The organism is Caulobacter sp. S45 (assembly GCF_903642205.1).
GTDB lineage: Bacteria > Pseudomonadota > Alphaproteobacteria > Caulobacterales > Caulobacteraceae > CAHJWH01.
Map to the genome: position 1 here is coordinate 1 of NZ_CAHJWH010000031.1, position 24,564 is coordinate 24,564.

The window sequence follows — 24,564 nt, forward strand, 5'->3', positions numbered from 1 at the left end:
TGGCGGCGCGGCCTGCCGGGCGGCGAGCCGGTGACCGTGGCAGGCCTGCACAGCTCCAGCATCGGGCTCGGCCGGGGCGCGCGCCTGTTCGCCGAGGCCCTTCGCGGCGCGGGCGTGCAGGTGCGGGCCCAGGACGTCGGACCGACCCTCCAGACGGTGCCCGACTTCGCCCTCGAGGCCCCTGGCCTGCTCAGCAGCCCCGGCCTGCTGGTCAGCCACCTCAACCCGCCGGAACTGGCGCTCTGGCTCCAGCGCACCGCGGCCCGCGGCCTCACGGGCCGGCGCCACATCGGCTACTGGGCCTGGGAGCTGCCCATCCTCCCCCCGGCCTGGACCCCCGCCTTCGCCTATGTGGACGAGGTGTGGTGTCCCTCAGAGTTCACCGCCGACGCCGTGCGGGAACGCGCCCCGTCCGGGACGCCGGTCCGGGTGGTGCCCCACCCCATCTTCCAGGTCCCCCGCCTGGCGCCGGACCGGGCGCGGTTCGGATTTCCCGCCGACGCGTGCGTGGTGCTGTCGGCCCTGGACCTGAAGTCCACGTCCGCGCGCAAGAACCCGCTCGGCGCCATCGAGGCCTATCGGCGCGCCGTCCCCGCGCCGGACGGGCGCAGCCTGCTCGTCTGCAAGGTGTCAGGCGGCGGCGACGCCCCCGAACGGCTGGCGGAAGTGCAGGCGGCGCTCTCGGACCGGAGCGACATCCGGCTGCTGCAGCAGGTGCTGAGCGAGGCCGACATGACCCGGCTGATCGCCAGCGTCGACGTAGTGCTGTCGCTGCACCGCGCGGAGGGCTTCGGCCTGCTGCTTGCCGAAGCCCTGTGGCTCGGCAAGCCGGTGGTGGCCACCGCCTGGTCCGGGGTGATGGACTTTCTTGACGAGGCGTCCTCGGCCTTGGTGCCCTGGACGCCCGGCCCGGTACAGGACGTGCAGGTCATGTACGCCGGCGGCTGGTGGGCCGAGCCCGACCTCGACGCCGCCGCCGGACACCTCGGCCGGCTGATCGCCGATCCCCTCGCGCGGGAGCGGCTCGGCGCGCGGGCGGCGGCCCGGGCGGCGCGAGTGTTCGACGCCGCCGCCTGGATCGCCGCGGTGCGCCCGCTGCTGGACTGAGACCCGGCCGCCGGGGGGTTTTGGTCCGGGCCAACGGTCGCACGCGCACGGCCGGCCTTGCCCCGGGCCCCAAGGCCTGGAAGGGAGCGCCATGGAGAGGACACGATGACCGAGCCTGAAGCCGCCATCCAGATCGTGCCCGTCATCATGTCCGGCGGCTCCGGCACCCGGCTGTGGCCCCTGTCCACCGACGCCCGCCCCAAGCAGTTCCACGCCCTCGCCGGCGCCCGGACCATGTTGCAGGAGACTGCGCTGCGGCTCGCGTCCACATCGGCGGAGGGCGGGAGCGACCCGGTCTTCCTGCCGCCCGTGATCATCTGCAACCGCAGCCACGAGCGGGTCATCGAGACCCAGATGGCCGAGATCGGCGTGCATCCCCTGGCCGTGGTGCTGGAGCCCTTCGGCCGCAACACGGCCGCCGTGGCCGTGACCGCGGCGCGCATGGTGCAGACGCTGCGGCCCGGGGCCCTGGCCCTGCTGCTGCCGGCCGACCACGTCATCGCCGACCCGGCCGCCTTTCACTCGGCCATCGCGCGGGGCGCGCGCCAGCCCGACCACATCGTCACCTTCGGCATCGCGCCGACGGGGCCGGAGACCGGCTACGGCTACATCCAGTGCGCCGAAGCGCTCAGCGAGGGGGTGTTCAAGGTGGCGCGCTTCGCCGAAAAGCCGAAGCTCGAGGTGGCCCAGGCCTATCTGGCCGAGGGCGGCTACTACTGGAATGGCGGCATCTTCCTGTTCGCGCCCGAGGTGATGCTGGCCGAGATGGCCGCCCACCGGCCCGACATCCACGCCACGGGGCTCGAGGCGGTGGACGCCGCGGGCCGCGACGGCCTGTTCGTGCGCCTGGACGACGGCCGCTTCATCGCCATCCCGTCGGACTCGGTGGACGTGGCGGTGATGGAGCACACCCGGCTGGCGGCGGTCGCCCCCTGCGACATCGGCTGGGCGGACGTGGGCTCGTGGAGCGAGCTCTGGCGGCTGGGCGGCAAGGACGGCGAGCAGAACCTGATCCGCGGCGACGCGGTGGCCCTGGACACCCAAGGGTCCCTGGTCTGGTCCGACGACGGCATGGAGGTGGGCGTGGTGGGCCTGCGCGACGTGGTGGTGGTGGCGACGCCCGGCGCCGTCATCGTCCTGCCACGCGACCGCGCCCAGGAGGTGAAGACCCTCGTGGAGCGGCTGCGCGCCCGTCGCACCTGACGCGGCCCATCTTGCGCGCGCCCCTGGCGATGCTAGACCGCGGTGGCGCCGCCCTGCGCACGGGCCTGTAGCTCAATGGTTAGAGCCGGCCGCTCATAACGGTCTGGTTGCAGGTTCGAGTCCTGCCGGGCCCACCACCTCCTTGCGCGAGAAGCGATTGCTGGCGCCCCAGTCAAGCGGTTCAAGCGCGTGGCCTTAAGCTACGAGATGACAGCCCACGACCACGCCTCCCTTGTAGCTTTCGCCTGCGGCCTCATCCTGGTGGAAACCGTCCACACGGCCTGGACTGGTCCAAAATCGTCAGCTGCGCGTCGAGAAGACGAGGTGCCCAAGGAAGATCACGAACGACCAAGTCAGCGTCGAGCCGCCTACCAGGATCAACAGACTCCAAGCCGGTGCGATCTTGTCGATGTGCGGCTCCGGGTATTCGGCGACGCTGACTTGGCGCTCCAAGAGCTCCATCAGCTCCCGCGCGGGGGAGCGCTTCGGCTGCGCGTCCGAGACCGCGACGGCTAGGCTGGCTCCCGCCCGGATGGGGACAGCCGCTTCATCCACAAACTTGTGATGCCTCAACGCCATGGCCGTCTCCGATCTGGAGCAAGCATGGAGGGGATTGTCTGCGATTCAGTTCATGAGCATAGTTTAGGGCATATTACTCGAACGCCACGCCCAGCGCCCTCCACCTTAGCGCCTCCTATCCAAGTCAATCGGATCCCGGCCATTCCTCACCACAAGGCGCTCCATCGCCAGCGACACTGCATCGAGAACATGTTCGGCCAGCTGAAAGACCGGCGGCGCGTCCACACCCGCTCCGACCGCTACCCCCCACGCTCATGGCCGCCATCGCGCTCGCCGCCACCGTCATTTTCTGGCTGTGAGGGGTCTGAGTCCTGGGCCTAGCTGCTGCAGGACCAAGCCCAGGCCATCAACGACCGCTGTTACGAGGGACCTGTGGCTCCGCAGAAAGCAGGAGCGATCAATATGATCCGCGCCTCAGCAACACGGCAGGCACGGTCAAGACCAAAATCTTGACGTCCAAAGGGGTGGAACGCCGACGCGCGTAGAGGCTGTCCATCGCCACGCGGCGGCGATAGCTGACGTCGTTTCGCCCGCTGATCTGCCAGAGCCCCGTGATGCCCGGTCTACAGGTGCAATAGAAGCTGAACCTCGGACCGTAACGGCTCACCTCGGCCGACACGATCGGGCGGGGACCGACCAGGCTCATCTCGCCGCAGAGCACGTTCCAGAGCTGGGGCAGTTCATCCAGGCTGGTGGCGCGAAGCACGCGCCCTATCCGGGTCACCCGGGGATCCGCCTTCAACTTGTGATCGCGGCCCCACTCCTCCCGCGCCTCGGGACTTACGGCCAGCAGCCGCCTGAGCACGGCGTCGGCATCGGTCACCATGCTGCGGAACTTCCAACACCGAAAGTTCCGGCCTCCACAGCCAATGCGGGTCTGCCCATAAAAGGGCATTGCTCCGTCGTGAAGCCAAACCAACAAGGCGATCAAGCCCAGGGTCGGCGCCAGAACGACGATCAGGGGAAGAGCGATGGCGAGATCCAGCGCTCGCTGACAAGGTCGCTGGCTCCACCCGGGCGACGCCGAGCGTCTTTGACCAAGCGCCGCGGCGGACGAGATTTCGAGACTTGCAGCCATTATCCCCTCCTCAGCAGCGCGCCCTACATCCGCTATGGGCGGTAACCATATGTCAATTTGTTTTTTGCGCTGCGGCATAACTGGTGGATTCGTGCTGCGGCGCAAGGCATAATTGCCACGGAGTTGACGCTGAAATCGGCTGACGCCTTGAGCCAGCCCGTCGTAACGTCGTGGAGATAGTCACATAGTTGACAAGGCAATTGGCTTGACTCCGACGAGTCAAAGTCTTTGATCCGACCTGCTGTAAGCAGCGTTTCTCGGAGGTGCAAATGAAGGCTCTAGCGGGTATCATTGGCTTAACGATTTGTGCTTTCAACTCGGCGGTCGCGGAGCCTTTACCCGGGGTGATTGTACCTGAAACATTAGGTAGTCCGACCTTTCAAGAGACTTTCCGGACGCTTGATGCGGGGCCTGACTTGGGGCCGTCGTCACCCGGCAGACATCGATGGCGCACAATCCTGAAGAACTCTGATCCCGACCACGCCAAGGATGCTCGCTCCTTGTCGACGAACACCTGGTTTGGGGATCAGTCTGACGGGGCTGGCTCTTCGCCCTTCGCGCTGACGTCCCGCGGCCTTGTGATCACGGCCACCCGGCAGGCGCAGCCTTCCGGCCGATCCTGGCGGTCAGGCGTGCTGACGACGAAATTCAGCTTTTCACAAATGTATGGATATTTCGAATTCTTCGCTGATCTTCCGGCTTGCGTAAAGGCTGCGTGGCCTGGGCTATGGCTCATGCCCGAAAAGGCGGGATGGCCTCGAGGCGGTGAAATCGACGCGCCCGAAACCATCGGGGACGGAAAAGTCTATTGGACGGCGATCAGCGGGGCGACCGGCGGCAAGACGCAGCGCCAGATCACCAGCGCCGCAGATTGCACACGGACGCTTCACAGGTATGGCGTCCTGTGGCGGCCTGACAGGATCGGCTACTACTACGATCGACATCTGGTGGGCGGTGCGCCGACACCTCCCGACTATGACAGCCCGATGTACCTGCTGATCGATCTGAACGTGGGAGGCGGTTGGCCCGGGCAGCCCGATCCAGCCCTTCGTCAAGTGTCCATGACCATCGACCACGTCGCCGCCTGGCCGCTGAAGGCGCCCTGAACGGCGATGAGACCTCGCTCAGGAAGCGCTCGGCGGCAGGATTTTTGCACTGTCGCCTTCCGTGTCATAAAAGGGCCAGTGATTTGACGAGCTTCTCATCGGCCACGCTGTGGTCGACGGTCAACGCGGCGGCTGGCGTCCTTCTGCCGACCCTGGTCTTCGCTTTCTTCGCCCATATCGTCCCGGTCTCCGAGGTCGGCGTGGTAGCCGTCGGGCTGGCCTGGATCGAAATGATCAAGGTGCTCAGCCCCCAGGGCTTCTACGAGCAGCTCATCAGCCACAATTCCGATCAGAAGACCCACGAGTCGGTCCTGGCGGTGCTGCTTGCGACGGCCACCATCTCCTATTTCGCGTATGTAGGGGTGATCTGGATTTCCGGCCTTTGGCGACACGGTGGCCAGACCTTGCTGCTGGCGCTTTGTCTGCTGGGGCTTCGCCTCGTCTCCGACATCATTGTTTTGCAGCCACAAGCCCTTCTGGTGCAGGAGTTACGCCTACGCCGGATCGCAATGCGCGTCGTCTGGGCCAATCTGGGATCAGGCGTCATCGGGCTGGTTCTGGCTCGTTTCAATCCGCTCATCGGCTTCGTCAGCTACTATATCAGCCAATCCGCGCTGACGCTGATAATGACGGTCTTGGGATCTGGACGCATCACCTTTCCCAGGCTTCGGGTCGAGCTGCTCAGACCGCTCATGCGTAACGCAGGATATGCAAGTGGCGTCCGCCTGGTCGCAGCTATGAATAACTACTTTGACCAGATATTGCTCTCGACCCTTGTGCCGATCACCATCCTGGCGAGATACAACCTCGCCAAACGGGTCGAGACGACGCTGATTACCGGCAGCTCCGCATTTCAAGGCGTGCTGTACCAGCCTCTGTTTGCGAGGACGCCATTGGGCGGGCGGGATGCACTGTTACGGCAATGCATCCGTACGCTGAACGTTCTCTTTGGCATGCCTGTGATCCTGTTCATCATCAACAACGGGCTGCTCGTGAAAACGGTGTTCGGGCGACAATGGGCTCCTGCCGCGACTCTGGCGGCGATCATGGCCGCCAGCGGGCTTGCGCGTGCATACGGAAGCATTCACGGCGCGCTGTTGTCGGTCAGCCAGCGCAACCTCCGCCAGCTTGTGGTAACCCTCACCTCCGGAGCTGCGGGCGTCGGCATTGTACTCGCCTTGAACAGCTTTGGCCTGATCGCGGTCGCCCTGGGCTTGCTCGCCCGCAACCTGGTCGTCAGCCTTTGGTTCGCTTTGATGACGCGTGAGGACATGCCGCACACGTTACGACGCTACTGCACAGAGTGCGTCGGCCCGCTCTTGGTAATCGGTGGTCTGGGCTGGGCGGGCGGGTTAGCTTCGCGCCTGATCATAGGAGCCGACTCTCCGTTCGCGCCCTGGGCGGCGTTGCTGACTTCGACCCTGATCATCGCAGTCACCGGGGCCTTGGAGTTTCGGAACGAGCTCTCCGCCGTCCTGAAGCGCGGTCTCCCTGGCCGCCGACGGGTGGCCGAGGCCATGGTGTCCTGAGATGTTCGCGGGATCGCCTTGTGCCGCCAATTGGAGGCGGAGCTGGCCGCTATGACCAAGCTCTCGGCGCAGACCTGCGCCAAAGCGGCGCGCCCGGAGGGTGGCCGGATCGCCTACTTCGTGCACAACCTGAACGACGCCGCAGTCGCCAAGCGGATCCGCATGTTCCAGGTCGGCGCGGCCGAGGTGCAGGTGGCGGGCTTCTGGCGGGGAGCCCAGGCCCCGCCCGCGGTCGAGAGCGCACTCGCGACCAGCCTCGGCCGGACCAGCGACGGTCATCTGCTCCAACGGGCGCTTATGGTCGTCGGGCGCCGCTTCAAGCTGGCCGAACTCGATCCGGTGGTCGCAGATGCCGATATCATCGTCGCCCGCAACCTCGAAATGCTGGCCATAGCAGTGGGCGTCAAAAGGCGGACCCGTCGGCCAATACGCCTAGTCTACGAATGCTTGGACATACATCGTCTCATGTTCAGGTCGAGCTGGGCGGGACGCGTGATGAGGAGCGTGGAACGACGCCTGCTTGCTCACGTGGACATCATCATTGTAAGCTCTGGCGCCTTTCGCGATCGCCATTTCCGGGGGCGACAAGGTTGGAGCGGGCCCGTTCTACTGGTGGAGAATAAGGTCCTCCAGCTCGAGGGCGATAATGATCCGCCCCCTCGTCCACCAGGACCGCCCTGGCGCATCGGTTGGTTCGGCATGATACGTTGCGCCCGCAGCCTCGACATATTGACGCGTCTCGCAGAGCGTTTCGACGGCAAGATCGAGGTGATCATCAGAGGACGTGTGGCAGAAAGCGAGTTCGACGACTTCTCCGGGGACGTCTCTAGAGCTCCCTTCGTCCAGTTTCTGGGAGCCTACAACGGGGCTGATTTAAGTGACATCTACGGCGACGTTCACTTCGCCTGGGCCTTGGATTTCTTTGAAGAGGGCGAAAACTCTACACTCTTGCTGCCAAATCGGTTATATGAGGCAAGCCTATACGGCGTCCCGGCCATGGCACTTGGCAGTGTGGAGGCGGGAGCGTGGCTGGCCCGGCACGGCGCGGGTGTGCGCCTTGAAGACACGGAAGCTTCGCTTCTGGACTTTATTGAGACCCTGACCTCTGACGTCTATCAGACGCTTGTTTCCCAGGTCCGGAATATTCCTGCTAATGACCTTGTATTCGACGCACCTGATTGCAGGAAGCTCATCTCCCAGCTGAGAGGTGGCGATCATGAAGCCTGACCCATCGCTGGGCTCGCTCATCGTCATCCCATGTCTCGATGAGGAAAGGCACCTGCCGGGGCTTCTGACCCTGCTCATAGACGATGCGCCGCCGAACAGTCTGATTGTGGTCGTCGACGGCGGAAGCACGGACGGCACCGTCATGTGCGCGGAAAGCTTCGCCGCTCGGCACGCAAACGTCCGGCTCCTGCACAATCCGGCACGCATCCAGAGCGCCGCCGTAAACACCGCCGTTCGCGCGCTAGGGGCCGGCCGCAAGTGGCTCGTGCGGATCGATGCGCACTTGACCTATCCCCGGGGCTATGTGGCGGGGTTGATCGAAAAGGGCGAGGCTTTGGACGTTGCGGCGGTCGTGGTGCCGATGGTCACCGAAGCCGACACACGCGAATGGTTCCAAAAGGTTCTCGCTGCGCTTCAGAACACTGTGCTGGGCACTGGAGGCGCCGCGCATCGCGGCGCCCGCACCGGGCGCTTCATAGAGCATGGTCATCACGCCCTCTGCGGGATCGCCGCCTTCAGCGCCATAGGCGGCTATGACGAACAGTTCAGCCACAACGAGGACGCGGAGTTGGACATCCGTCTGCGGCGGGCAGGTGGTCGCATCTGGCTGGAACCGCAGTTTACCATCATCTACCATCCGAGGCGTGCCTTAAGGCCTCTCATGCGCCAGTACTTCAAGTACGGTGAAGGGCGGGCCCAGACGGGCCAACGTCATAAAACCCGTTTGAAGGCAAGGCAGCTGGCGCCCTTGTCGGTACTGCCAGCCGTGCTTTGCGTAGCCGCGTCGATCGCCCTTGCACCTTTCATGGGGGCTCTGAGCTTATGGGGTGCGGTCCCGTTCGCAGCCTGGGCCTGCTTTTCCGTCCTCTACGGGTTTTTGCTCGCCATAAAGCAAAGAGACCTGCGTATTCTGGCCAGCGGCCCCATCGCCATGGCTATGCATCTCGCGTGGTCGTGCGGATACTGGCGACAAATCCTGGTCGGCTTTCGCCCGGGGCCTGAGCCGTCGCGCCCACTCCAAAGCATCGACCGTCCACATGCTGAACAAGCCTAGCTTGAGCCAAGGTCTTACCGGCGTCCTCATTGGCCGCTCGATCAGACGGCTAGACGCGACTCCGACAATAGAAGGGCTGCGTGATCATGATCTTGATCCTCCCCCAAGAAGGTGGAGGGAGTTTTGCCGCTCTGCGTTCCATCCCGGCCGGGCTGATATAGGCAGGGCTGAGTGGCGGTCGGCAGGACGTGTGGAAGCCGTCGGTGTATCCGAACAGGTCCCGCCGGGCCTCGCTGACGGTGGCGTAGACGCGGTGATGGAGCCGTTCGATCTTGAGGGTATGGAAGACGCTTGGCTTACGCGGGTGATGACCGCCCCGATGGCGGCGATGCGCTCCACGTCCTGGTAGCCCGGTTGGCCGAGGTCTTCCCCAAAGATGTCCGGGTCGAGCTGTTCATAGCTCAGGTGGCAGCCGAGATCAGGAAGAGTGTCGGTCAAGGCCTGCAGCAGCTCGTCCCGACCCTCTACAATGGCGCTTCCGGTGTAGAGGATCATCCGGCCGCCCTGCGCGAGCCGGCCTGCGGTGTGGAGGGTCCAGTCGAGCGAGAGCTGGGCGCCGTGCATGCCGCCGCCGTTGCGATAGGCGCGGTCGCACGGATCCAGCATAAACGGTGGGTTCGCCAGGGCCAGATCAATGTCCTGCAGCGGGTGCGCGCCCGCGTCTACGATCATGGTCTCCACCCTTCGCCCGGCATGGGCGGCATTGACTGTGGCCAGTCCCAGCGCCTTCCTGTTCACCTCGGTCATCACGACCCGCGCCTCGGGGAACAAGGCTCCGGCAACCAAGCCGCCCACGCCGGCGCCAGCGCCCAGGTCCACGATCATGCGCGGCGGCGGCCGTCCTTGCAGGCTCGCGCAGATCAGTCGGCCGAACCGATATGAGTCCGGACCGAGGAACACCGCATCCTTGTCGTCGGTCGGGTATGCGGAGTGGAGGAACAGCTGGTCCGCCAGGCGTGACACCCGGACCCGGCTGCGCAAGACCTCGCCGTCGATGTCCAGCAGCCCGGCTTCACGCAGCGATCGGCTCAGCTGCAGACCGATCACATCGGCTGTAAAGGGCAGGCTCCATCCGAAAACGTCCCGCAGGTTCCGGGCGCGCCCCTTCCGGGCGCAAACCCTCGCGTGAGTGGCGGGCGTGGGAGCTATGAAGTCGTAGTGAAGGCTTTCAAGCGTCTGCAACAGATGTAAGAGGGCGCCCTCCGGAGCGCTTGCCGCGTTTGGATGCCCGGCCGCCTTGGTCATCGTATCCAACATCTGCTGCTATGCAGCCTCCAAATCGCGCTTTGATCCGTTCCAGACAACAGCCGCCGGATGCTCATGTTCCAGGTCAGGTACGTCGTCTTAGGTGATCATCGGCTCGACTGGGCGTCCTTGTCAGCGCGCCGTTCTGGAAAGGCGCGTCGATGCCGGCTGGGCGGGACGCGGTGTGGACCATCTGGGGATCGGGCGCCGGGGCGGCTTACCCACGATGCACTCGATCGTGTTACATTCGCCTGCAGATCAGTCTGGAGGCGCGTCCTGCACGATGTCGAGCAAGCCCGCCGCCCTGTCCCCGACGGCCGCAAGCGATGCAGGCACGGGACGGGATGCGGGTCTGGCCAGAGGCATCGGCGCATCTGGCCTCGCCATGGCGGTCTTCAACACCGTTGTAGGCGCCGGCATCTTCGTCCTGCCGGCGGCCCTGGCGCGTGACATCGGGTCGGCCGCTCCCCTGGCCTATCTTGGCTGCGGCATCGGCATGGCGGGGGTCGTGCTCTGCTTCGCGGCCGCGGCCAGCCGCGTTCCCACCAGCGGCGGACCCTACGGCTACGCCGAGGCGGCCTTCGGCCCCTATGTCGGGTTCCTCATCGGGGTTCTGGTCTGGCTGGGCGCCGTGCTGGCGGCGGCCGGCATCTCGGCGGCCATCGCCGACGCCGCGGGCCGCTTCATCCCCCTGTTCACGCATCCCCCGGAGCGGAACATGCTCATCGTCGCGCTCCTGGGCGCGATCGGGGCGATAAACATCTTGGGCGTTGCGCCCGGGGCGAGGCTCGTCGGCCTGCTCACTGTCGTCAAGCTCGTGCCCCTGGCGGTCCTGCTCGGGGTCGGCGCCCTGCACGTGCATGTGTCCAATCTGGCGCTGAGCGTGCCGGCGCCTTCAGCGTTCGGCCGGGCCATGCTGCTCGCCGCCTTCTCCTTCCAGGGCATGGAGGGCGCCCTGGCGGTGAGCGGCGAGGTCCGGCGGCCGGCGCGCAACATCCCGCTCGGCCTGCTGAGCGCCATGAGCTGCGTCGCGCTCCTCTATGTGGCGATCCAGGTGGTGACCGAGGGCGTGCTCGGCCCCGCGCTCGGGCGGTCGGCGGCTCCGCTGGCGGATGCGCTGGCCGGCGTCTCCCCAGCGCTGGTGGCGCTTCTGCTGGTCGGCGCGACAGTGTCCATGATGGGCTATCTGGCGGGGGACATGTTGAGCGCCCCGCGCATCCTCTTCGCCTTTGGACGTGATCGTTTCCTGCCACGCTGGGTCGCGGTGCTGCATTCGCGGACCCGGGCGCCCTACGTCGCGATCCTGCTGCACGTCGGGGTCGGCGCGCTCCTGGCCGTCTCAGGCAGCTTCGCCGAACTCGCCGTGCTCTCGGCGCTCGCCACGGTGGGCGTCTACATCGTCAGCTGCGTGGCGGCCGTGGTCCTGCAGCGGCGCCATGTCGCCCGGTCCGGGCCACCGCTGAAACTTCCCATGCTGCCCGCCGCGGCGGCGGTCGGGGTGGTCAGCATGATCTGGATCGGCGCACACGCCACCTGGCGCGAGGCGCTCGGGTTCGTCGCCACGCTCGTCGTCAGCACGATCTGGTACGTCGCCGCGCTCAAGCTCAACCGCTCCACCGGCCGCACGCCCCCGGCGTAGAAGATTGCATGGATGGCGGCGACGACCGGCACGCCTGGACCGAAGGGCGACAAGCCGGCGCCGCCGAACGGCCGGCCGGCAGGGCAGGCGACACGACGCAGTATGGGACGGCGTCGTGTCGTCAGGCTACTGCATCGTCGGTATGACGAAGCTGGAGTCGGGCTCACGGGCTTTGCCGGTGCGGCTCGGGCCGCCGTCCTCCGACCGGCGGGACAGCGGGCCGCCATCGGGCCAGCGGGCGGTGACGGTCTTGACCTTGGTCCAGAACTTCACGCCTTCCATCCCGTGCTGGTTGGTGTCGCCGAAGGCCGAACGCTTCCAGCCGCCGAAGGTATGGTAGGCGACCGGCACCGGGATCGGCACGTTGATCCCAACCATGCCGACGTTCACACGTGCGGCGAAGTCGCGGGCGGCGCGCCCGTTCTGGGTGAAGATCGCCACCCCGTTTCCGTACTGGTGCTGGGACGGCAGCGCCAGGGCCTCCTCGAAGCTGTCGGCGCGCACCAGCTGCAGCACGGGGCCGAAGATCTCCTCCTGATAGGTCCTCATGCCGGTCTTGACGTGGTCGAACAGGCTGGGGCCGATGAAGAAGCCCTTCTCATGACCCTGCAGCGCGAAGTCGCGTCCGTCCACTACCAGCTCGGCGCCCTCCTCCACGCCGAGCCCGATGTAGTCGCTGATCTTCTGGCGGTGGGCCGAGGAGACCACGGGGCCGTACTGCGCCGAGGCGTCGGAGGACACGCCGACCTTCAGCGTCTCGATCTCCGCCACCATGCGCTCGCGCAACGCGTCGGCGGTCTGCTTGCCGACGGGCACCGCCACGGGCAGGGCCATGCAGCGCTCGCCGGCCGAGCCGAAGGCGGCGCCGGCCAAATCCTTGACCACCTGGTCCATATCTGCGTCGGGCAGGATGACGCCGTGGTTCTTGGCGCCGCCCATGGCCTGGACGCGCTTTCCTGACTTCGCGCCTTGCATGTAGACATAGTGGGCGATGTCGGAGGAGCCGACGAAGCTGACCGCCTTGATGTCGGGGTGCTGCAGGATGGCGTCGACGGCCACCTTGTCGCCGTGCACCACGTTCAGCACGCCCGCCGGCGCGCCGGCCTCCATCATCAGCTCGGCCAGTCGCACGGGCACGCTGGGATCGCGCTCGCTGGGCTTGAGGATGAAGGTGTTGCCGACCGCGATGGCCACGCCGAACATCCACATCGGGATCATGCCCGGGAAGTTGAACGGCGTGATGCCCGCGACCACCCCCAGGGGCTGGCGCATGGAATAGACGTCGATGCCGGGGCCGGCGCCTTCGGTGTACTCCCCCTTCAGCGCATGCGGGATGCCGCAGGAGAACTCGATGACCTCGAGCCCGCGCTGGATGTCGCCCTTGGAGTCGGCGATGACCTTGCCGTGCTCGCTGGAGAGCAGCTCGGCCAGCTCGGTCAGGCTCGCTTCCACAAGGCGCTTGAAGTCGAACATCACCCGCGCCCGGCGCTGCGGGTTGGTCGCCGCCCAGCCGATCTGGGCCTGGACGGCCGCCTGGACGGCCGCGTCCATCTCCTCCACCGAGGCCAGGGCCACGCGGGCCTGAACCTCGCCGATGTTGGGATCGTAGACGTCGCCGAAGCGGCCGGAGGCTCCCGCCTGGGCGTGTCCGTTCACGAAGTGCCGTATGTCGCGCATGTCATTCCTGCCTGTCGGTCGAGCGCTAGCATCGCGAACAGGCGGCGCGTAGTGCAATGTTGCGGCTCAATACCTGTAGGATTTCATGAGGCCGGAGCCGGGCCGACAGGCTCGGTCAGAACTTCAGCCGCACGCCGCCATAGCCGGCGCGGCCAAGCGAGCCGTACTGGTGGGCGGTCTCGTAGCGCGTGTCGGCCAGGTTCTCGGCCCGGCCATAGAGCTCCAGGTTCTCAGCGAGTGCATAGCTCGCCCGCAGGTCGACCAGGGTGTATGATTTCAGCAATGTCGCGGACTGGTCGCTGTCAAAGCTGCGCCCGGCGTAGCGGGCGGCGACCGTGGTGCTCAGCCGGATCGGCCAGACATAGGTGGCCGAGAGGTTGGCGGCGGCCTTGGGCCGGCGCGCCAGCTGGTCGTTCACCGCCTCGCCCGACTTATCCTGGTCGTCGTCGAAGGTGTAGTTGCCGGCGATATCCAGGGCCGTGACGGGCTTCCAGTCGGCCTGCAGCTCCACGCCCTCGGCCTCCGCCTTGGCCACATTGTCGTAATAGCCGAAGTTGGCCAGGCGCGCCGGGGTGCACCCGGCCTGGGCGGCGCTGAAGCAGTCGACGAAGTCGATCAGGTTGGTCGTCTTGCGCCCGAAGTAGGTTGCGGAGACGACCACCCGGTCCTGCAGGAAATGCTGCTCCACGCCCGCATCCCAGCCATTGGCCTCCTCCGGCCGAAGGCTCAGCGAGCCGTAGGCGCTGTAGAGCTGGTACAGAGACGGCGCCTTGAAGCCCTGGCCGAAGCTGGCGCGAAGGATGGTGCCGGGAATGACCACATAGGCGGCCGAGGCCTGGCCGGTGACGTGGTCGCCGAAGGTGGAATGAGCGTCGTAGCGGAGGCCTCCGGTCAGGGTCAGGTTCGCCAGCACCTGGCCGGTGATCTGGCCGTAGCCGCTGTCGGTGGAGGTGTTGGCCTTGGTGGCCGGGCCGCCGAAGCTGTCGGTGTTGAAGCTCGACTTCTCGTCCTGCGCCCCGAAGACGAGGGTGTACCCCTGCGCAATCGCGAAGGTCCCTTCGTAGTCGAAGGTGTTGACCCGGCCGAGGCCGTCGAAGGTCGACTTGCCACCGTACGCGCCGTCCGGCTCCTCGTTGCGGCGGTCGAGCTCGTTGTACTCGTAGGCGACGCGGTTCTTCAGCCGTCCGTCGAAGGTGGAGAGGTTCAGGCCGGTATAGTCCACCACCTGCTGGGTGCGGCCGAACTCGTCGTCGTCGCCGAACGAGGAGTAGCCCAGGGCCGCGTCGACGGGTGTATCAAAGCCGTCGAACTCCGCGCGGCTCCAGGTGTAGTAGGCGCGCTCGTCGAACTGCAGGTCCGGGGTGAGATCGTAGCTGAACCGGCCCGAGGCGCCTGCGGTGTGGAAGCCGTCGTCCTCGCGCCCGCCGAACGCCCGGTCGAAGGCCGAGACGCTGTCGGTGGAGTCGTAATAGGCGCCGAGCCGGAAGGTCGCCGGCCCGTCCTTGCCGCCGATCCCGCCGCGCACATAGGCCGTGCCATAGGAGCCGCCTTCCGCCTGGGCGTCGCCCTGCAGCGGGCGGGTGGCGTCGGCGGTAATGTAGTTGATGACGCCTCCGATGGCCTCGCTGCCATAGAGTGTGGATTGCGGCCCGCGCAGCACCTCGATGCGCGAGACATCGCCGGTGACCAGGTTGGCGAAGTCGTAGCCCGTGCCGGTGGCGGAGGGGTCGTTGACCTTGACCCCGTCGATCAGCACCACGGTGTGGTCGGAGTCCGCGCCTCGGATGAAGACGGAGGTGGGCTGGCCGGGTCCGCCGTTGCGGTCCAGCGTCAGGCCTGGGGTGCGCGCCAGGATGTCGGCGACATCGGTCTCCTGGTCCGCCTGGATGTCGGGGCCGGTGAGCACCGTGATCGACTGGCCTACCTGGCTGATGGGCGCGGGCGAGCGGTTGGCGGTGACCACCACGGTCGGGGCCTCGGTGGCTGCGCCGGCGCCTGCGATATCCGGCGTGGGAGCGGTGGCCTGGGCCAGGGCGGATGGCGGGGCGCCCCAGGCTGCGAGGGCGAGGGCGGCCGAGGATACGGCGGCGAGGTAGGTCGGCTTCATGGTCTGCTCCGAATGCAAAGCCGCACGCGCACGACCACGCCTCACGGCGCAGCCGCCCGCGCGAAGCGGGACGACAAGCCGTCATTCGGGAACGACCCGTACCGCTCGGCGCACCTCGACCGGGCGATGGACAGCCGCGTCGGGCAGGTCTCCTGGCTTGCGGGTCAGCACCTCGACCGTCGCCTTCCCAGGGCCCCGAGGGGCCCCAGTGGCATGTGACGGTCAGGCTCGCCGCTTACAGTTGCGAGGGCAGCCGGGGGTTCGCACCCCGTTCCCATATTCACCCTCTCTCGAGGGACCTGACGCAAGCGCGGCCATATACAAGGGTCACGGCCCGGTCAACGCGGCCGATGTCGCCTTGCCGGCCGCCTTGCCGCCCCGCGGCCACGCGCTAGGCTGGCCGGATGCGCTGCGGGGGTCTGGACGGATTGAAGCTGATCGTGCTGGCCTCACTTGTCGGCGCACTCGGCTGCTCGATCCCGCGGGCGGTCGCGCGGCCTGTGCGCGTCATGTCGATCAACGGGTGCAGCGACCAGCTTGTGCTGGCGCTGGCCGATCCGCGGACGATCGCCTCGGTGACCTGGCTGTCGCGCGATCCGGAGGGGTCGTACATGTGGCGCGCGGCGCAGCACGTACCTGTCAACCACGGCTCCGCCGAGGAGGTGGTGCGCGACCATCCCGACCTGGTGATCGCAGGAAGCTATACCACGCCCGCCACCCGGGCGCTGTTGGTCAAGCTGCACTATCGCCTGCTGGTGCTGCAGCCGGCGGACAGCTTCGACGACATCCGCCGCGAGACCCGCACCGTTGCGTCGGCCCTCGGCGCGACCGAGCGCGGGCGGGCCCTCATCGCCCACATGGATGCAACCCTGACCCGGCTCGCGGCCGACAAGGGGCCGCCGCTGCGCGTGGCCGCCTGGGACGGGGCTGGCTTCTCCGCAGCGCCCGGTTCGCTCTACGCCTCGATCCTGAAGGTGGCTGGCGCGCGCAACGTCACCGCCCAGACACAGGGGATGGGCGGCTCGACACCCGAGGTCGAGAAGCTGATCGCCACGGCGCCCCAGCTGCTGGTCGCCGGCGCACCGGGATTCGAAAAGCCGGGGCGCCAGACCGATGTGGCGCACCACCCGCTGGTCAGGCGCTTCTGGTCAGATCGCACGCTGGTCGTCCCGCTCTCAAGCTATGAGTGCGGAACGCCCTTCTCGGCCGACGCCGCGCTTTCGTTGAGGGAGCAGATGCGCGCCAAGCTCGCCCGGGCGCAGACGCCCCTGCCCTTCGCTCCGGTCTCGACACCATGAAGCCTGCCCTGCTGCTCGCCCTCGTGGTGGTGGTCGTGCTGGCGGCCTCAAGCTCGCTGCTCGTCGGAGAGGTGGGCGTCTCGCCGGCTCAGGCGGTCCGCGCCGTGCTCGCGGCGCAGCCGAACCTCACGACGCTGGTGCTCTGGGACATCCGTCTTCCGCGCACCCTGCTGGCGCTCTTGATCGGCGGGATCCTCGGCCTGTCCGGGGCGGTGCTCCAGGGTCTGCTGCGCAATCCCCTGGCCGAGCCCGGCCTGCTCGGCGTGTCGTCGGGAGCATCGTTCGGCGCGGTCATCGCAATCTACTACGGCCTGACCAGCGCGACGAGCCTGGCCGCGCCGGTGTTCGGCCTTGTCGGCGCGCTGGTCACCACAGGCGCCGCCATGGCGCTCGCCCGCCGCGGCGGAACGCTGGCCCTGATCCTGGCGGGCGCGGCCGTTTCTGCGATCGCCGCGGCGGGGGTCGAGCTGGCCCTGAACTTTTCTCCCAACCCCTACGCGGCCTATGAGATCACCACCTGGCTCATGGGCTCCTTGGCCGACCGGAGCTGGGACCACGTCAAGCTCGCGGCCCCCTTCATTGTGGCGGGTGGCGTCCTGCTTCTGCTGACCGGCCGTGGACTGGACGCGCTGGCGCTCGGCGAAGCCCAGGCTGAGAGCCTGGGTGTCGATGTCCGCCGCCTGCGTCTGCTCGCTCTGTTCGGTACCGCCTTAGGCGTCGGCGCGGCCACCGCGGTGGCCGGCGCCATCGGCTTCGTGGGCTTAGTCGCTCCACACCTCATGAGGCCGCTGGTCGGCCATCGGCCAGGACAGGTCCTGATCCCGGCGGCGCTGGCCGGGGCGCTGATCGTCACCATGGCGGACCTCGCCACCCGGCTGATCCATCTCGGTCCAGAGCTGAAGCTCGGGGTGCTGATCAGCCTGATCGGCGCGCCCTTCTTCCTGTGGCTGGTCATCCATGTCCAGAGGCGATCGCCTTGAGCGGCTTGCGTCTGGTCGGCGTCAGCGTGAAGCGCGAAGGCCGGACGGTGCTGACGGAGGCGTCGGCCGCCTTCCCGCCCGGCTCCCTCACCGCCGTGATCGGCCCGAACGGCGCTGGCAAGAGCACCCTGCTGGCGGTCGCCGCCGGTCTGCTCAAGCCTCATGCAGGCGCGCTCACCCTGGACGGTCGTCCGCTGGAGACATTCGGGCGACAGGCGCTGGCGCGGCGTCGGGCCTACCTGCCGCAGTCCCCGCGAGCGGACTGGCCGATCAGCGTGGAGCGCGTGGTGGCGCTGGGCCTGACGCCCTACCTGCCGGCGTTCGGCAGGCTGCCGGACGAGCTTGAGACGCAGGTGGAGACGGCGCTGCGGTCCCATGACCTGCTGGCGCTTCGTCACCGCCGGGCTACCGAACTCTCCGGGGGCGAGCTGTCGCGCACCATGCTGGCGCGCGCGGTGGTGGGCGATCCCGACCTGCTGCTCGTGGACGAGCCGACGGCCGGGCTGGACCCGCGCCATGCCCTGGACGCCGCCCATCGGCTTGGCCAGCGCGCGCAAGCGGGCCGGACGGTAGCCATGGCGATCCACGACCTCCACCTCGCCCTGCGTTTTGCCGACCAGGTCGTGGCGCTGAAAGACGGATGCATCCTGGCGGCCGGCCCTTTGCGCGAAGTGCTTGATGAGCCACTGCTTCGCCGCCTCTATGACATGCCCGCGCGCCTGATCCGCGACCCGGACGGCGTCTCGGTGCGCTTCCTTGGGTGAAGCCCAACAGTCCTGAAGGCGCACGTCCGTGGCCTGCCCACGGCCTTACACCGGACCCACGGCCTGCCTCCTAGACCCCAAAGCCCGCTTCGGCGCGACAGGCCGCCAAGGCGGTTCGATCCCAGGCGACCAGGTTCCGCGGGGCGCCTGTGTTCGAGGGCTGCACCCGCTCTTACGGCCTGCACCTCCGGCGCCTACATCCGCTATCCGCATCCATGAAGCCCCGGTGGAGCCTTGGGAGGCTGCAGACGTTGCTCGCGCAGCGATACCTGCAGTTCCGGTCCACACACCCTGCGGCCGCCTTGAGTCTGGAGTCAGCATGTATGAAGCAGTCGATGCGGAGCTGTCCCGGCGCGGGGTTCTCGCGGTGGGAGCAGCGTCGATGGCGGTGAGCGTGGCCCCCGCCGTCGGCAGCGCGCGCCCGGCGCCGGAGCTCCAGCCCTCCACCGCGCATGTCGCCTTCGAGGTCAACGGAGAGCGTCAGGCGTTGGAACTCGACACCCGCACCACCCTCCTGGACGCCCTGCGCGAGCACCTTCACCTGACCGGGTCCAAGAAGGGCTGCGACCACGGCCAGTGCGGGGCCTGCACCGTCATCGTGGACGGGCGGCGGATCAACTCCTGTCTGACCCTGGCGGTCATGCACGAAGGCTCGCGCGTCACCACCATCGAGGGGCTGGGCTCGCCCGGTCGGCTGAACCCCATGCAGGCGGCCTTCGTGAAGCACGACGGCTACCAGTGCGGCTACTGCACGCCAGGCCAGATCTGCTCGGCGGTGGCGGTGCTGGACGAAATCCGCGCCGGCATCCCGAGCCATGTCAGCGCCGACCTGAACGCGCCCTCCGCGACCACCAGCGACGAGCTGCGCGAGCGCATGAGCGGCAACATCTGCCGCTGCGGCGCCTACTCCAACATCATCAAGGCGATGAGCGAAGTGGCCGAAGCCTCGGGGACGCCCGCATGAAGCCCTTCACCTACGAGCGGGCCACGAGCCCGGCCGGGGCCGCCGCGGCGGCGGCGACTGCGCCGGGCGCCAAGTTCATCGCGGGAGGCACCAACCTGCTCGACCTGATGAAGCTGCAGGTGGAGACGCCGTCGCACCTGATCGACGTCAACGGCCTGGGCTTCGACCGGATCGAGCCGACGCCGGAGGGCGGCCTGCGGGTCGGCGCGCTGGTCCGGAACACCGACCTCGCCGCCGATCCTCGCGTGCGACGCGACTACGCCGTCCTCTCCCGCGCGCTGCTGGCCGGAGCGAGCGGCCAGCTCCGCAACAAGGCGACCACGGCGGGCAACCTGCTGCAGCGGACGCGCTGCCCCTACTTCTATGACACCAACCAGGCCTGCAACAAACGCCGGCCAGGCTCCGGGTGCGCGGCCATCGGCGGCTTCACCCGTGGACATGCGGTGGTGGGCGCCAGCGAGCAGTGCATCGCCACCCACCCGAGCGACATGGCGGTGGCCATGCGCGTGCTGGACGTAACGGTGGAGACGGTGCGCCCCGACGGATCCACCCGAGCGATCCCGATCGCCGACTTCCACCGCCTGCCCGGCGACACGCCGGATGTCGAGACCGCCCTGACCAAGGGCGAGCTGATCACCGCGGTCGTGCTGCCCAAGCCCGTCGGCGGCCGGCAGACCTACGCCAAGGTCCGCGACCGGGCGTCCTACGCCTTCGCGCTGATCTCCATCGCTGCGGTGATCGAGCCGGACGGCGCGGGCCGGGTGGCGCTCGGGGGCGTGGCGCACAAGCCCTGGCGGGTGGCGGCGGCGGACGCCGCGCTGCCGCAAGGGGCCAAGGCCGTAACGGAACGCCTCTTCGCCGACGCCCATCCCACGACTGAGAACCGGTTCAAGCTGCCGCTGGTGGAGCGCACGCTCGCCGCCACGCTCGCAGAACACAAGGCGGAAGCCGCATGAAGTTCGACCAGCCCGCCACCACCAACCCCATCGACCAGCTCAAGGTCATCGGCTATCCGCACGACCGCATCGACGGGCCGCTGAAGACGACGGGCCACGCGCCCTATGCTTATGAGCGCCACGACATCGTCGCCGATCCTGCCTACGGCTTCATCCTGGGGAGCGCCATCGCGAAGGGCCGGATCGCTTCGATCGACACGGGCGCGGCGCTCGCCGCGCCAGGCGTCCTGAAGGTCGTCACCTGGAAGGAGGCCGGTCCGCTTGCGAAGTCGAAGAACCACACCGCCCACCTGCTCGCAGGGCCTGAGGTCGAGCACTACGACCAGGCGGTGGCCATCGTGGTGGCCGACAGCTTCGAGAACGCGCGCGCCGCCGCCAAGCTGGTCCGCATCGACTACCAGCGCGAACCCGGCCGCTTCGACCTGAGCCAGCAGGTCGGCCGCGCGCCGCCCAAGGGCGCCTCCAGCGGCGAGGGCAGCGGCAGCGAGCCCGTGGACCGCGTCGGCGACTTCGAGGCGGCCTATGCGAGCGCCCCGGTGAAGATCGACCGCAGCTACTCCACCCCCGACCAGAGCCACTCCATGATGGAGCCGCACGCTACGCTCGCAGTCTGGAACGGCGACAGGCTGACGGTCTGGACCTCCAACCAGATGATCGCCTGGGCGGTCCGCGACCTTTCCGAAACTCTGAAGATCCCCAAGGAGAACGTGCGCGTCGTCTCCACCTATGTGGGCGGGGGCTTCGGCGCCAAGCTCTGGATCCGGAGCGACGCGGTCATGGCCGCGCTCGCGGCGCGTGCGGCGGGGCGGCCGGTGAAGGTGGCCCTGACCCGGCCCCAGATCATGAACAACACTACCCACCGCCCCGCGACGGTGCAGCGCATCCGGCTGGGCGCTGGCCACGACGGCAAGATAACCGCCATCGCGCATGAGAGCTGGTCGGGCGACCTGCCCGGCGGCAAGCCGGAGACCTCGGTCTCCCAGACCAAGCTGCTGTACGCCGGCGCCAACCGGCTGACCGCCGACTATCTCGCCACGCTGGACCTGCCGGAGGGCAACGCCATGCGCGCGCCGGGCGAAGCGCCCGGGCTGATGGCGCTGGAGGTCGCCATGGACGAGATGGCGGAGGCGCTGGGCCAGGACCCGATCGCCTTCCGCATCCTGAACGACACCCAGGTCGACCCTGAAAAGCCCGGCCGCGCCTTCTCGCACCGGAACCTGATCGGCTGCCTGGAGCTCGGGGCCGACCGCTTCGGCTGGAGCCGGCGAAATCCGCGGCCTGGGCAGGTGCGCGCTGGCCGCTGGCTGGTGGGGATGGGTGTCGCCGCGGGCTTCCGCAACAACCTGCTGATGAAGTCGGCCGCACGGGTGGAGGTGACCCGCGACGGACGGGTGGTCGTCTCCACCGACATGACCGACATCGGCACCGGCAGCTACACCATCATCGCCCAGACGGCGGCGGAGATGCTGGGCGTGCCGATGGAGACGGTGACGGTGAACCTCGGCGACTCGAGCTTCCCAGCCTCTTCCGGGTCGGGCGGGCAGTGGGGCGGCAACAACTCCACCGCCGGCGTCTACGCCGCCTGCCAGAAGATGAGGGACGAGGTGGCGCAGAAGCTCGGCTCCAACTCCGCCGACATCCACTTCGAGGGCGGGCAGGTGCAGATGGGCGACCGCCGCATCCCGCTGGCCGAAGCCGCAGGCGGGATGTCGGTAGAGGACGCCATCGAGTACGGCGACCTCGGCAAGACCTACCAGCAGTCCACCTTCGCCGGCCATTTCGTGGAGGTCGGCGTGGACGCCTTCACCGGCGAGGTCCGGGTGCGGCGCATGCTGGCCGTCTGCGCCGCGGGCCGCATCCTGAACCCCAAGTCGGCGCGCAGCCAGGTCATAGGCGCCATGACCATGGGCGTGGGCGCGGCTCTCATGGAGGATGCGGTGGTCGACAAGCGCATCGGCTACTTCGTCAACCACGACCTGGCCGAGTACCATGTGCCCGTCCACGCCGACATCCCCCACCAGGAGGTGATCTTCCTGGACGAGACCGACCCGATCTCCTCGCCCATGAAGGCCAAGGGCGTGGGGGAGCTCGGTCTCTGCGGCGTCGGCGCGGCGGTGTCGAACGCCGTCTACAACGCCACGGGCGTGCGGGTGCGCGACTACCCCATCACCCTGGACAAGCTGATCGAGCGCCTGCCCGAGGTGGCCTGACGCGCTGGTCCGACTGGCGCCAAGGCGCGCAGTCGGCGCATCGGACACGTATCTTCCTGTTCAAGGACGCAGCCCCGCCACAGCCGGGACGCCCTCGCCAACGCCCGGCCTGCTGCTGGACTGCGACGGTGCAATCCACCTATGCGGGATGCAGCGGGCTGATGGAAACGGGCGGCGTGGTGATGGCGGAGGCGTCCGGCGGCGGTGGCGACGGATACCCGTCAAAGGACGGCTCCGACTGGCGCGATGGGGTGAGCGACGCGCCGGCGGCGACGCGCGGCCCGGCTGGACGCGCGCGGTGATTGTCGGAGCGTCGGCGCCTGGCAAGCCCGCGGCGACCCAGGAAGCTCGTCGCCTGCAGGGCTTCGTCTTCGCCCTCTTCTTCATCTTCGGTGGGGTCACCAGCCTGAATGACGTGGTGATCCCCAAGCTGAAGGCGCTGTTCACCCTGACCTATGGCGAGGCGCTGCTGGTGCAGACCGCCTTCTTCGGCGCCTATCTGATCGTCTCCATCCCAGCCGCCCTGCTGGTGGATCGGGTCGGCTATCTGCGCGGGGCGGCGCTGGGGCTCCTGACCATGATGGCGGGGTGCCTGCTGTTCATCCCGGCGGCGCAGTCTGCGGCCTTTCCCTTCTTCCTGCTGGCGCTGTTCGTGCTGGCGAGCGGGGTGACCCTGGTGCAAGTGGTCGCCAACCCTCTCATCTCCATGCTGGGACGACCCGAAACCGTCCACGCCCGCCTTACCTTCGCCCAGGGCTTCAACTCGCTGGGCACCACGGTGCTGCCCTTCGCCGGCGCGCTGCTGATCCTGGGCTCGCTGGCCCATGGCGCCGCCGCGCCGCACCCCACCGGCGAGGCGCTGGCCGCCTTCCGCCGCACCGAAAGCGGCGCGGTGGTGCGCGCCTATACAGAGCTGGCGGCCGTGCTCGCCCTGGCGGCCTTCGCCGTGTGGGTCCAGCGCCGCAAGCTGCCGGTCGTGCGGGCGGAACGGCGCAATCCACTGCACGCCTTCGCCATACTCGGCCGCCCACGGGTGGTCTTCGGGGCCGTCTGCATCTTCCTGTACGTGGGGGCGGAGGTCGCGGTCGGCTCGCTCCTGGTGGGCTACCTGTCCCAGCCGGGCGCTTTGGCCCTGAGCGTGGCCCAGGCCGGCCGAATGGCGCCCTTCTACTGGGGTGGGGCGATGGTCGGACGGTTCCTCGGCGCCGGCGTCCTGCGGCGCGCCTCGCCGGGCCTGATGCTGGCGGGCGCAGCGTTTGGAGCGATAGGACTGCTGCTGCTCTCGGGCACGAGCCATGGCTTTTTGTGCGGCGTCGCGCTGCTAGCGGTGGGCTTCTGCAACTCCATCATGTTTCCGACCGTCTTCAGCCTTGCGTGCGAAGGATTGGACGTCCAGGCGGCGGCGGACGCCTCCGGCGTGATCTGCGTCGCCATCTTTGGCGGAGCGGTGATACCGCCGCTGGCAGGCCTTGTCGCAGATCAGGTCGGCCTTCGTGCGGCGCTGTTTGTTCCTGCAGCCTGCTACGCCATCGTGCTCGCGTTCGGCCTCTACACAGCGCTTGGGCCGCCGCCTGGAGGCCGCCCATGCCCCGGCCCTGACCCCGTCTGAACTCGTCACTGGAGAGCCGATCGCGCTCGTGCGGGAGGTTTTCGACATCCCTTTGCGACGGCGGGTATTTGGCATCCATCATCACCACCAGCCGGATCACCTCCGGCGAGCTGTCGAACCATGGAGGCGCAGCGCCGCTCCATGGAGCGACCCTCTCAGCTGCCGCCGATCAGAATGCCGGCGGACAGTACCAAGGCGCCCCCCAGCATTACCTTGGCGGCGGCAGATAGCG

The 24,564-nt window shown here is 67.9% G+C and carries 19 protein-coding genes, 1 tRNA gene, 2 pseudogenes and 1 riboswitch; of the genes and pseudogenes, 16 read left to right on the forward strand and 6 right to left on the reverse strand.

The annotated features are described in order from the left end of the window. The 3 genes from HUV06_RS05300 to HUV06_RS05310 form a co-directional block, all read left to right on the forward strand. On the forward strand, nt 1-1,107 hold a 1,107-nt coding region (locus HUV06_RS05300; RefSeq protein WP_174300232.1), incomplete at its 5' end, for a glycosyltransferase family 4 protein. A 105-nt stretch (nt 1,108-1,212) separates the two neighbouring features. Then, on the forward strand, nt 1,213-2,310 hold the full coding sequence (locus HUV06_RS05305) for a mannose-1-phosphate guanylyltransferase/mannose-6-phosphate isomerase (RefSeq protein WP_174300233.1): 1,098 nt from the start codon (nt 1,213-1,215) through the stop codon (nt 2,308-2,310). A 61-nt stretch (nt 2,311-2,371) separates the two neighbouring features. Then, nucleotides 2,372-2,447: transfer RNA gene (locus HUV06_RS05310), tRNA-Ile, on the forward strand. Nucleotides 2,448-2,610: 163 nt separating this feature from the next. Here HUV06_RS05310 and HUV06_RS05315 read toward each other — a convergent pair. After that, the gene (locus HUV06_RS05315) at nt 2,611-2,889 is read right to left on the reverse strand and encodes a hypothetical protein (RefSeq protein ID WP_174300234.1); all 279 of its coding nucleotides are present in this window, start codon (nt 2,887-2,889) and stop codon (nt 2,611-2,613) included. A gap of 397 nt (nt 2,890-3,286) precedes the next feature. Continuing rightward, a complete protein-coding gene (locus HUV06_RS05320; protein WP_217433643.1) occupies nt 3,287-4,045 on the reverse strand; it encodes a sugar transferase in 759 nt (252 codons plus the stop codon). A gap of 191 nt (nt 4,046-4,236) precedes the next feature. Here HUV06_RS05320 and HUV06_RS05325 point away from each other — a divergent pair, with 191 nt between their 5' ends. The 4 genes from HUV06_RS05325 to HUV06_RS05340 all read left to right on the forward strand — a co-directional run bounded on the left by HUV06_RS05325 (nt 4,237) and on the right by HUV06_RS05340 (nt 8,883). Continuing rightward, nucleotides 4,237-5,073, forward strand: coding sequence for a family 16 glycosylhydrolase (locus HUV06_RS05325; RefSeq protein WP_174300235.1), 837 nt, complete (start codon nt 4,237-4,239; stop codon nt 5,071-5,073). 83 nt (nt 5,074-5,156) lie between these two features. Continuing rightward, nucleotides 5,157-6,602, forward strand: a complete 1,446-nt coding sequence (locus HUV06_RS05330; RefSeq protein ID WP_174300236.1) for an oligosaccharide flippase family protein — start codon at nt 5,157-5,159, stop codon at nt 6,600-6,602. A 51-nt stretch (nt 6,603-6,653) separates the two neighbouring features. Next, complete coding sequence (locus tag HUV06_RS05335) at nt 6,654-7,829, forward strand: glycosyl transferase family 1 (protein ID WP_174300237.1); 1,176 nt, start codon at nt 6,654-6,656, stop codon at nt 7,827-7,829. After that, nucleotides 7,819-8,883 (forward strand): glycosyltransferase family 2 protein, encoded by a 1,065-nt coding sequence (locus tag HUV06_RS05340; protein WP_174300238.1) that lies wholly within the window; start codon nt 7,819-7,821, stop codon nt 8,881-8,883. The genes HUV06_RS05335 and HUV06_RS05340 overlap by 11 nt, the downstream gene beginning before the upstream one ends. A 124-nt stretch (nt 8,884-9,007) precedes the next feature. Here the strand turns inward: HUV06_RS05340 and HUV06_RS16200 are convergent. Both HUV06_RS16200 and HUV06_RS16445 read right to left on the reverse strand, forming a co-directional pair. Beyond that, a pseudogene (locus HUV06_RS16200) lies at nt 9,008-9,175 on the reverse strand (IS3 family transposase); the annotation flags it as partial. Nucleotides 9,176-9,498: 323 nt separating this feature from the next. Beyond that, a pseudogene (locus HUV06_RS16445) lies at nt 9,499-10,140 on the reverse strand (methyltransferase); the annotation flags it as partial. A gap of 271 nt (nt 10,141-10,411) precedes the next feature. Between HUV06_RS16445 and HUV06_RS05350 the strand changes: the two are divergent. Beyond that, nucleotides 10,412-11,767, forward strand: coding sequence for an APC family permease (locus HUV06_RS05350; RefSeq protein ID WP_174300240.1), 1,356 nt, complete (start codon nt 10,412-10,414; stop codon nt 11,765-11,767). Between the two features lie 126 nt (nt 11,768-11,893). Here HUV06_RS05350 and HUV06_RS05355 read toward each other — a convergent pair whose 3' ends face one another. After that, entirely contained in the window at nt 11,894-13,444 is a 1,551-nt protein-coding gene (locus HUV06_RS05355) for a CoA-acylating methylmalonate-semialdehyde dehydrogenase (protein ID WP_174300241.1), read from the reverse strand. Nucleotides 13,445-13,559: 115 nt separating this feature from the next. Beyond that, nucleotides 13,560-15,551 (reverse strand): TonB-dependent siderophore receptor, encoded by a 1,992-nt coding sequence (locus HUV06_RS05360; protein WP_174300242.1) that lies wholly within the window; start codon nt 15,549-15,551, stop codon nt 13,560-13,562. A gap of 124 nt (nt 15,552-15,675) precedes the next feature. Continuing rightward, nucleotides 15,676-15,869, reverse strand: a riboswitch (cobalamin riboswitch). Between the two features lie 86 nt (nt 15,870-15,955). Between HUV06_RS05360 and HUV06_RS05365 the strand changes: the two genes are divergently transcribed. The 8 genes from HUV06_RS05365 to HUV06_RS05395 all read left to right on the forward strand — a co-directional run bounded on the left by HUV06_RS05365 (nt 15,956) and on the right by HUV06_RS05395 (nt 24,332). Further along, nucleotides 15,956-16,849, forward strand: coding sequence for an ABC transporter substrate-binding protein (locus tag HUV06_RS05365; RefSeq protein ID WP_174300243.1), 894 nt, complete (start codon nt 15,956-15,958; stop codon nt 16,847-16,849). Continuing rightward, nucleotides 16,846-17,829 carry an iron ABC transporter permease gene (locus HUV06_RS05370; protein ID WP_174300244.1) on the forward strand — a complete coding sequence of 328 codons (984 nt, stop codon included), beginning with the start codon at nt 16,846-16,848 and terminating at the stop codon, nt 17,827-17,829. The genes HUV06_RS05365 and HUV06_RS05370 overlap by 4 nt, the downstream gene beginning before the upstream one ends. Beyond that, nucleotides 17,826-18,593, forward strand: coding sequence for an ABC transporter ATP-binding protein (locus HUV06_RS05375; protein WP_174300245.1), 768 nt, complete (start codon nt 17,826-17,828; stop codon nt 18,591-18,593). Before HUV06_RS05370 ends, HUV06_RS05375 begins: the two co-directional genes overlap by 4 nt. A gap of 319 nt (nt 18,594-18,912) precedes the next feature. Continuing rightward, on the forward strand, nt 18,913-19,557 hold the full coding sequence (gene paoA, locus HUV06_RS05380; RefSeq protein ID WP_174300246.1) for an aldehyde dehydrogenase iron-sulfur subunit PaoA: 645 nt from the start codon (nt 18,913-18,915) through the stop codon (nt 19,555-19,557). Further along, on the forward strand, nt 19,554-20,513 hold the full coding sequence (locus tag HUV06_RS05385) for a xanthine dehydrogenase family protein subunit M (protein WP_174300247.1): 960 nt from the start codon (nt 19,554-19,556) through the stop codon (nt 20,511-20,513). Before paoA ends, HUV06_RS05385 begins: the two co-directional genes overlap by 4 nt. Then, complete coding sequence (gene paoC, locus HUV06_RS05390) at nt 20,510-22,723, forward strand: aldehyde oxidoreductase molybdenum-binding subunit PaoC (RefSeq protein WP_174300248.1); 2,214 nt, start codon at nt 20,510-20,512, stop codon at nt 22,721-22,723. Before HUV06_RS05385 ends, paoC begins: the two co-directional genes overlap by 4 nt. Nucleotides 22,724-22,851: 128 nt before the next feature. Beyond that, a complete protein-coding gene (locus HUV06_RS15975) occupies nt 22,852-23,025 on the forward strand; it encodes a hypothetical protein (protein ID WP_217433644.1) in 174 nt (57 codons plus the stop codon). Beyond that, nucleotides 23,022-24,332: a sugar MFS transporter gene (locus tag HUV06_RS05395; protein ID WP_217433645.1), complete on the forward strand. Its 1,311-nt coding sequence runs from the start codon at nt 23,022-23,024 to the stop codon at nt 24,330-24,332. The genes HUV06_RS15975 and HUV06_RS05395 overlap by 4 nt, the downstream gene beginning before the upstream one ends. The last annotated feature ends 232 nt before the right edge of the window (nt 24,333-24,564 follow it).

Bases quoted from the DNA above. Each gene is read 5' to 3' on its own strand.
- HUV06_RS05305 (WP_174300233.1), top strand. From the start codon at position 1,213: ATGACCGAGCCTGAAGCCGCCATCCAGATCGTGCCCGTCATCATGTCC.
- HUV06_RS05315 (WP_174300234.1), bottom strand. From the start codon at position 2,889: ATGGCGTTGAGGCATCACAAGTTTGTGGATGAAGCGGCTGTCCCCATC.
- HUV06_RS05320 (WP_217433643.1), bottom strand. From the start codon at position 4,045: ATGCCGCAGCGCAAAAAACAAATTGACATATGGTTACCGCCCATAGCG.
- HUV06_RS05325 (WP_174300235.1), top strand. From the start codon at position 4,237: ATGAAGGCTCTAGCGGGTATCATTGGCTTAACGATTTGTGCTTTCAAC.
- HUV06_RS05335 (WP_174300237.1), top strand. From the start codon at position 6,654: ATGACCAAGCTCTCGGCGCAGACCTGCGCCAAAGCGGCGCGCCCGGAG.
- HUV06_RS05340 (WP_174300238.1), top strand. From the start codon at position 7,819: ATGAAGCCTGACCCATCGCTGGGCTCGCTCATCGTCATCCCATGTCTC.
- HUV06_RS05350 (WP_174300240.1), top strand. From the start codon at position 10,412: ATGTCGAGCAAGCCCGCCGCCCTGTCCCCGACGGCCGCAAGCGATGCA.
- HUV06_RS05355 (WP_174300241.1), bottom strand. From the start codon at position 13,444: ATGCGCGACATACGGCACTTCGTGAACGGACACGCCCAGGCGGGAGCC.
- HUV06_RS05360 (WP_174300242.1), bottom strand. From the start codon at position 15,551: ATGAAGCCGACCTACCTCGCCGCCGTATCCTCGGCCGCCCTCGCCCTC.
- HUV06_RS05365 (WP_174300243.1), top strand. From the start codon at position 15,956: ATGCGCTGCGGGGGTCTGGACGGATTGAAGCTGATCGTGCTGGCCTCA.
- HUV06_RS05370 (WP_174300244.1), top strand. From the start codon at position 16,846: ATGAAGCCTGCCCTGCTGCTCGCCCTCGTGGTGGTGGTCGTGCTGGCG.
- paoA (WP_174300246.1), top strand. From the start codon at position 18,913: ATGTATGAAGCAGTCGATGCGGAGCTGTCCCGGCGCGGGGTTCTCGCG.
- HUV06_RS05385 (WP_174300247.1), top strand. From the start codon at position 19,554: ATGAAGCCCTTCACCTACGAGCGGGCCACGAGCCCGGCCGGGGCCGCC.
- paoC (WP_174300248.1), top strand. From the start codon at position 20,510: ATGAAGTTCGACCAGCCCGCCACCACCAACCCCATCGACCAGCTCAAG.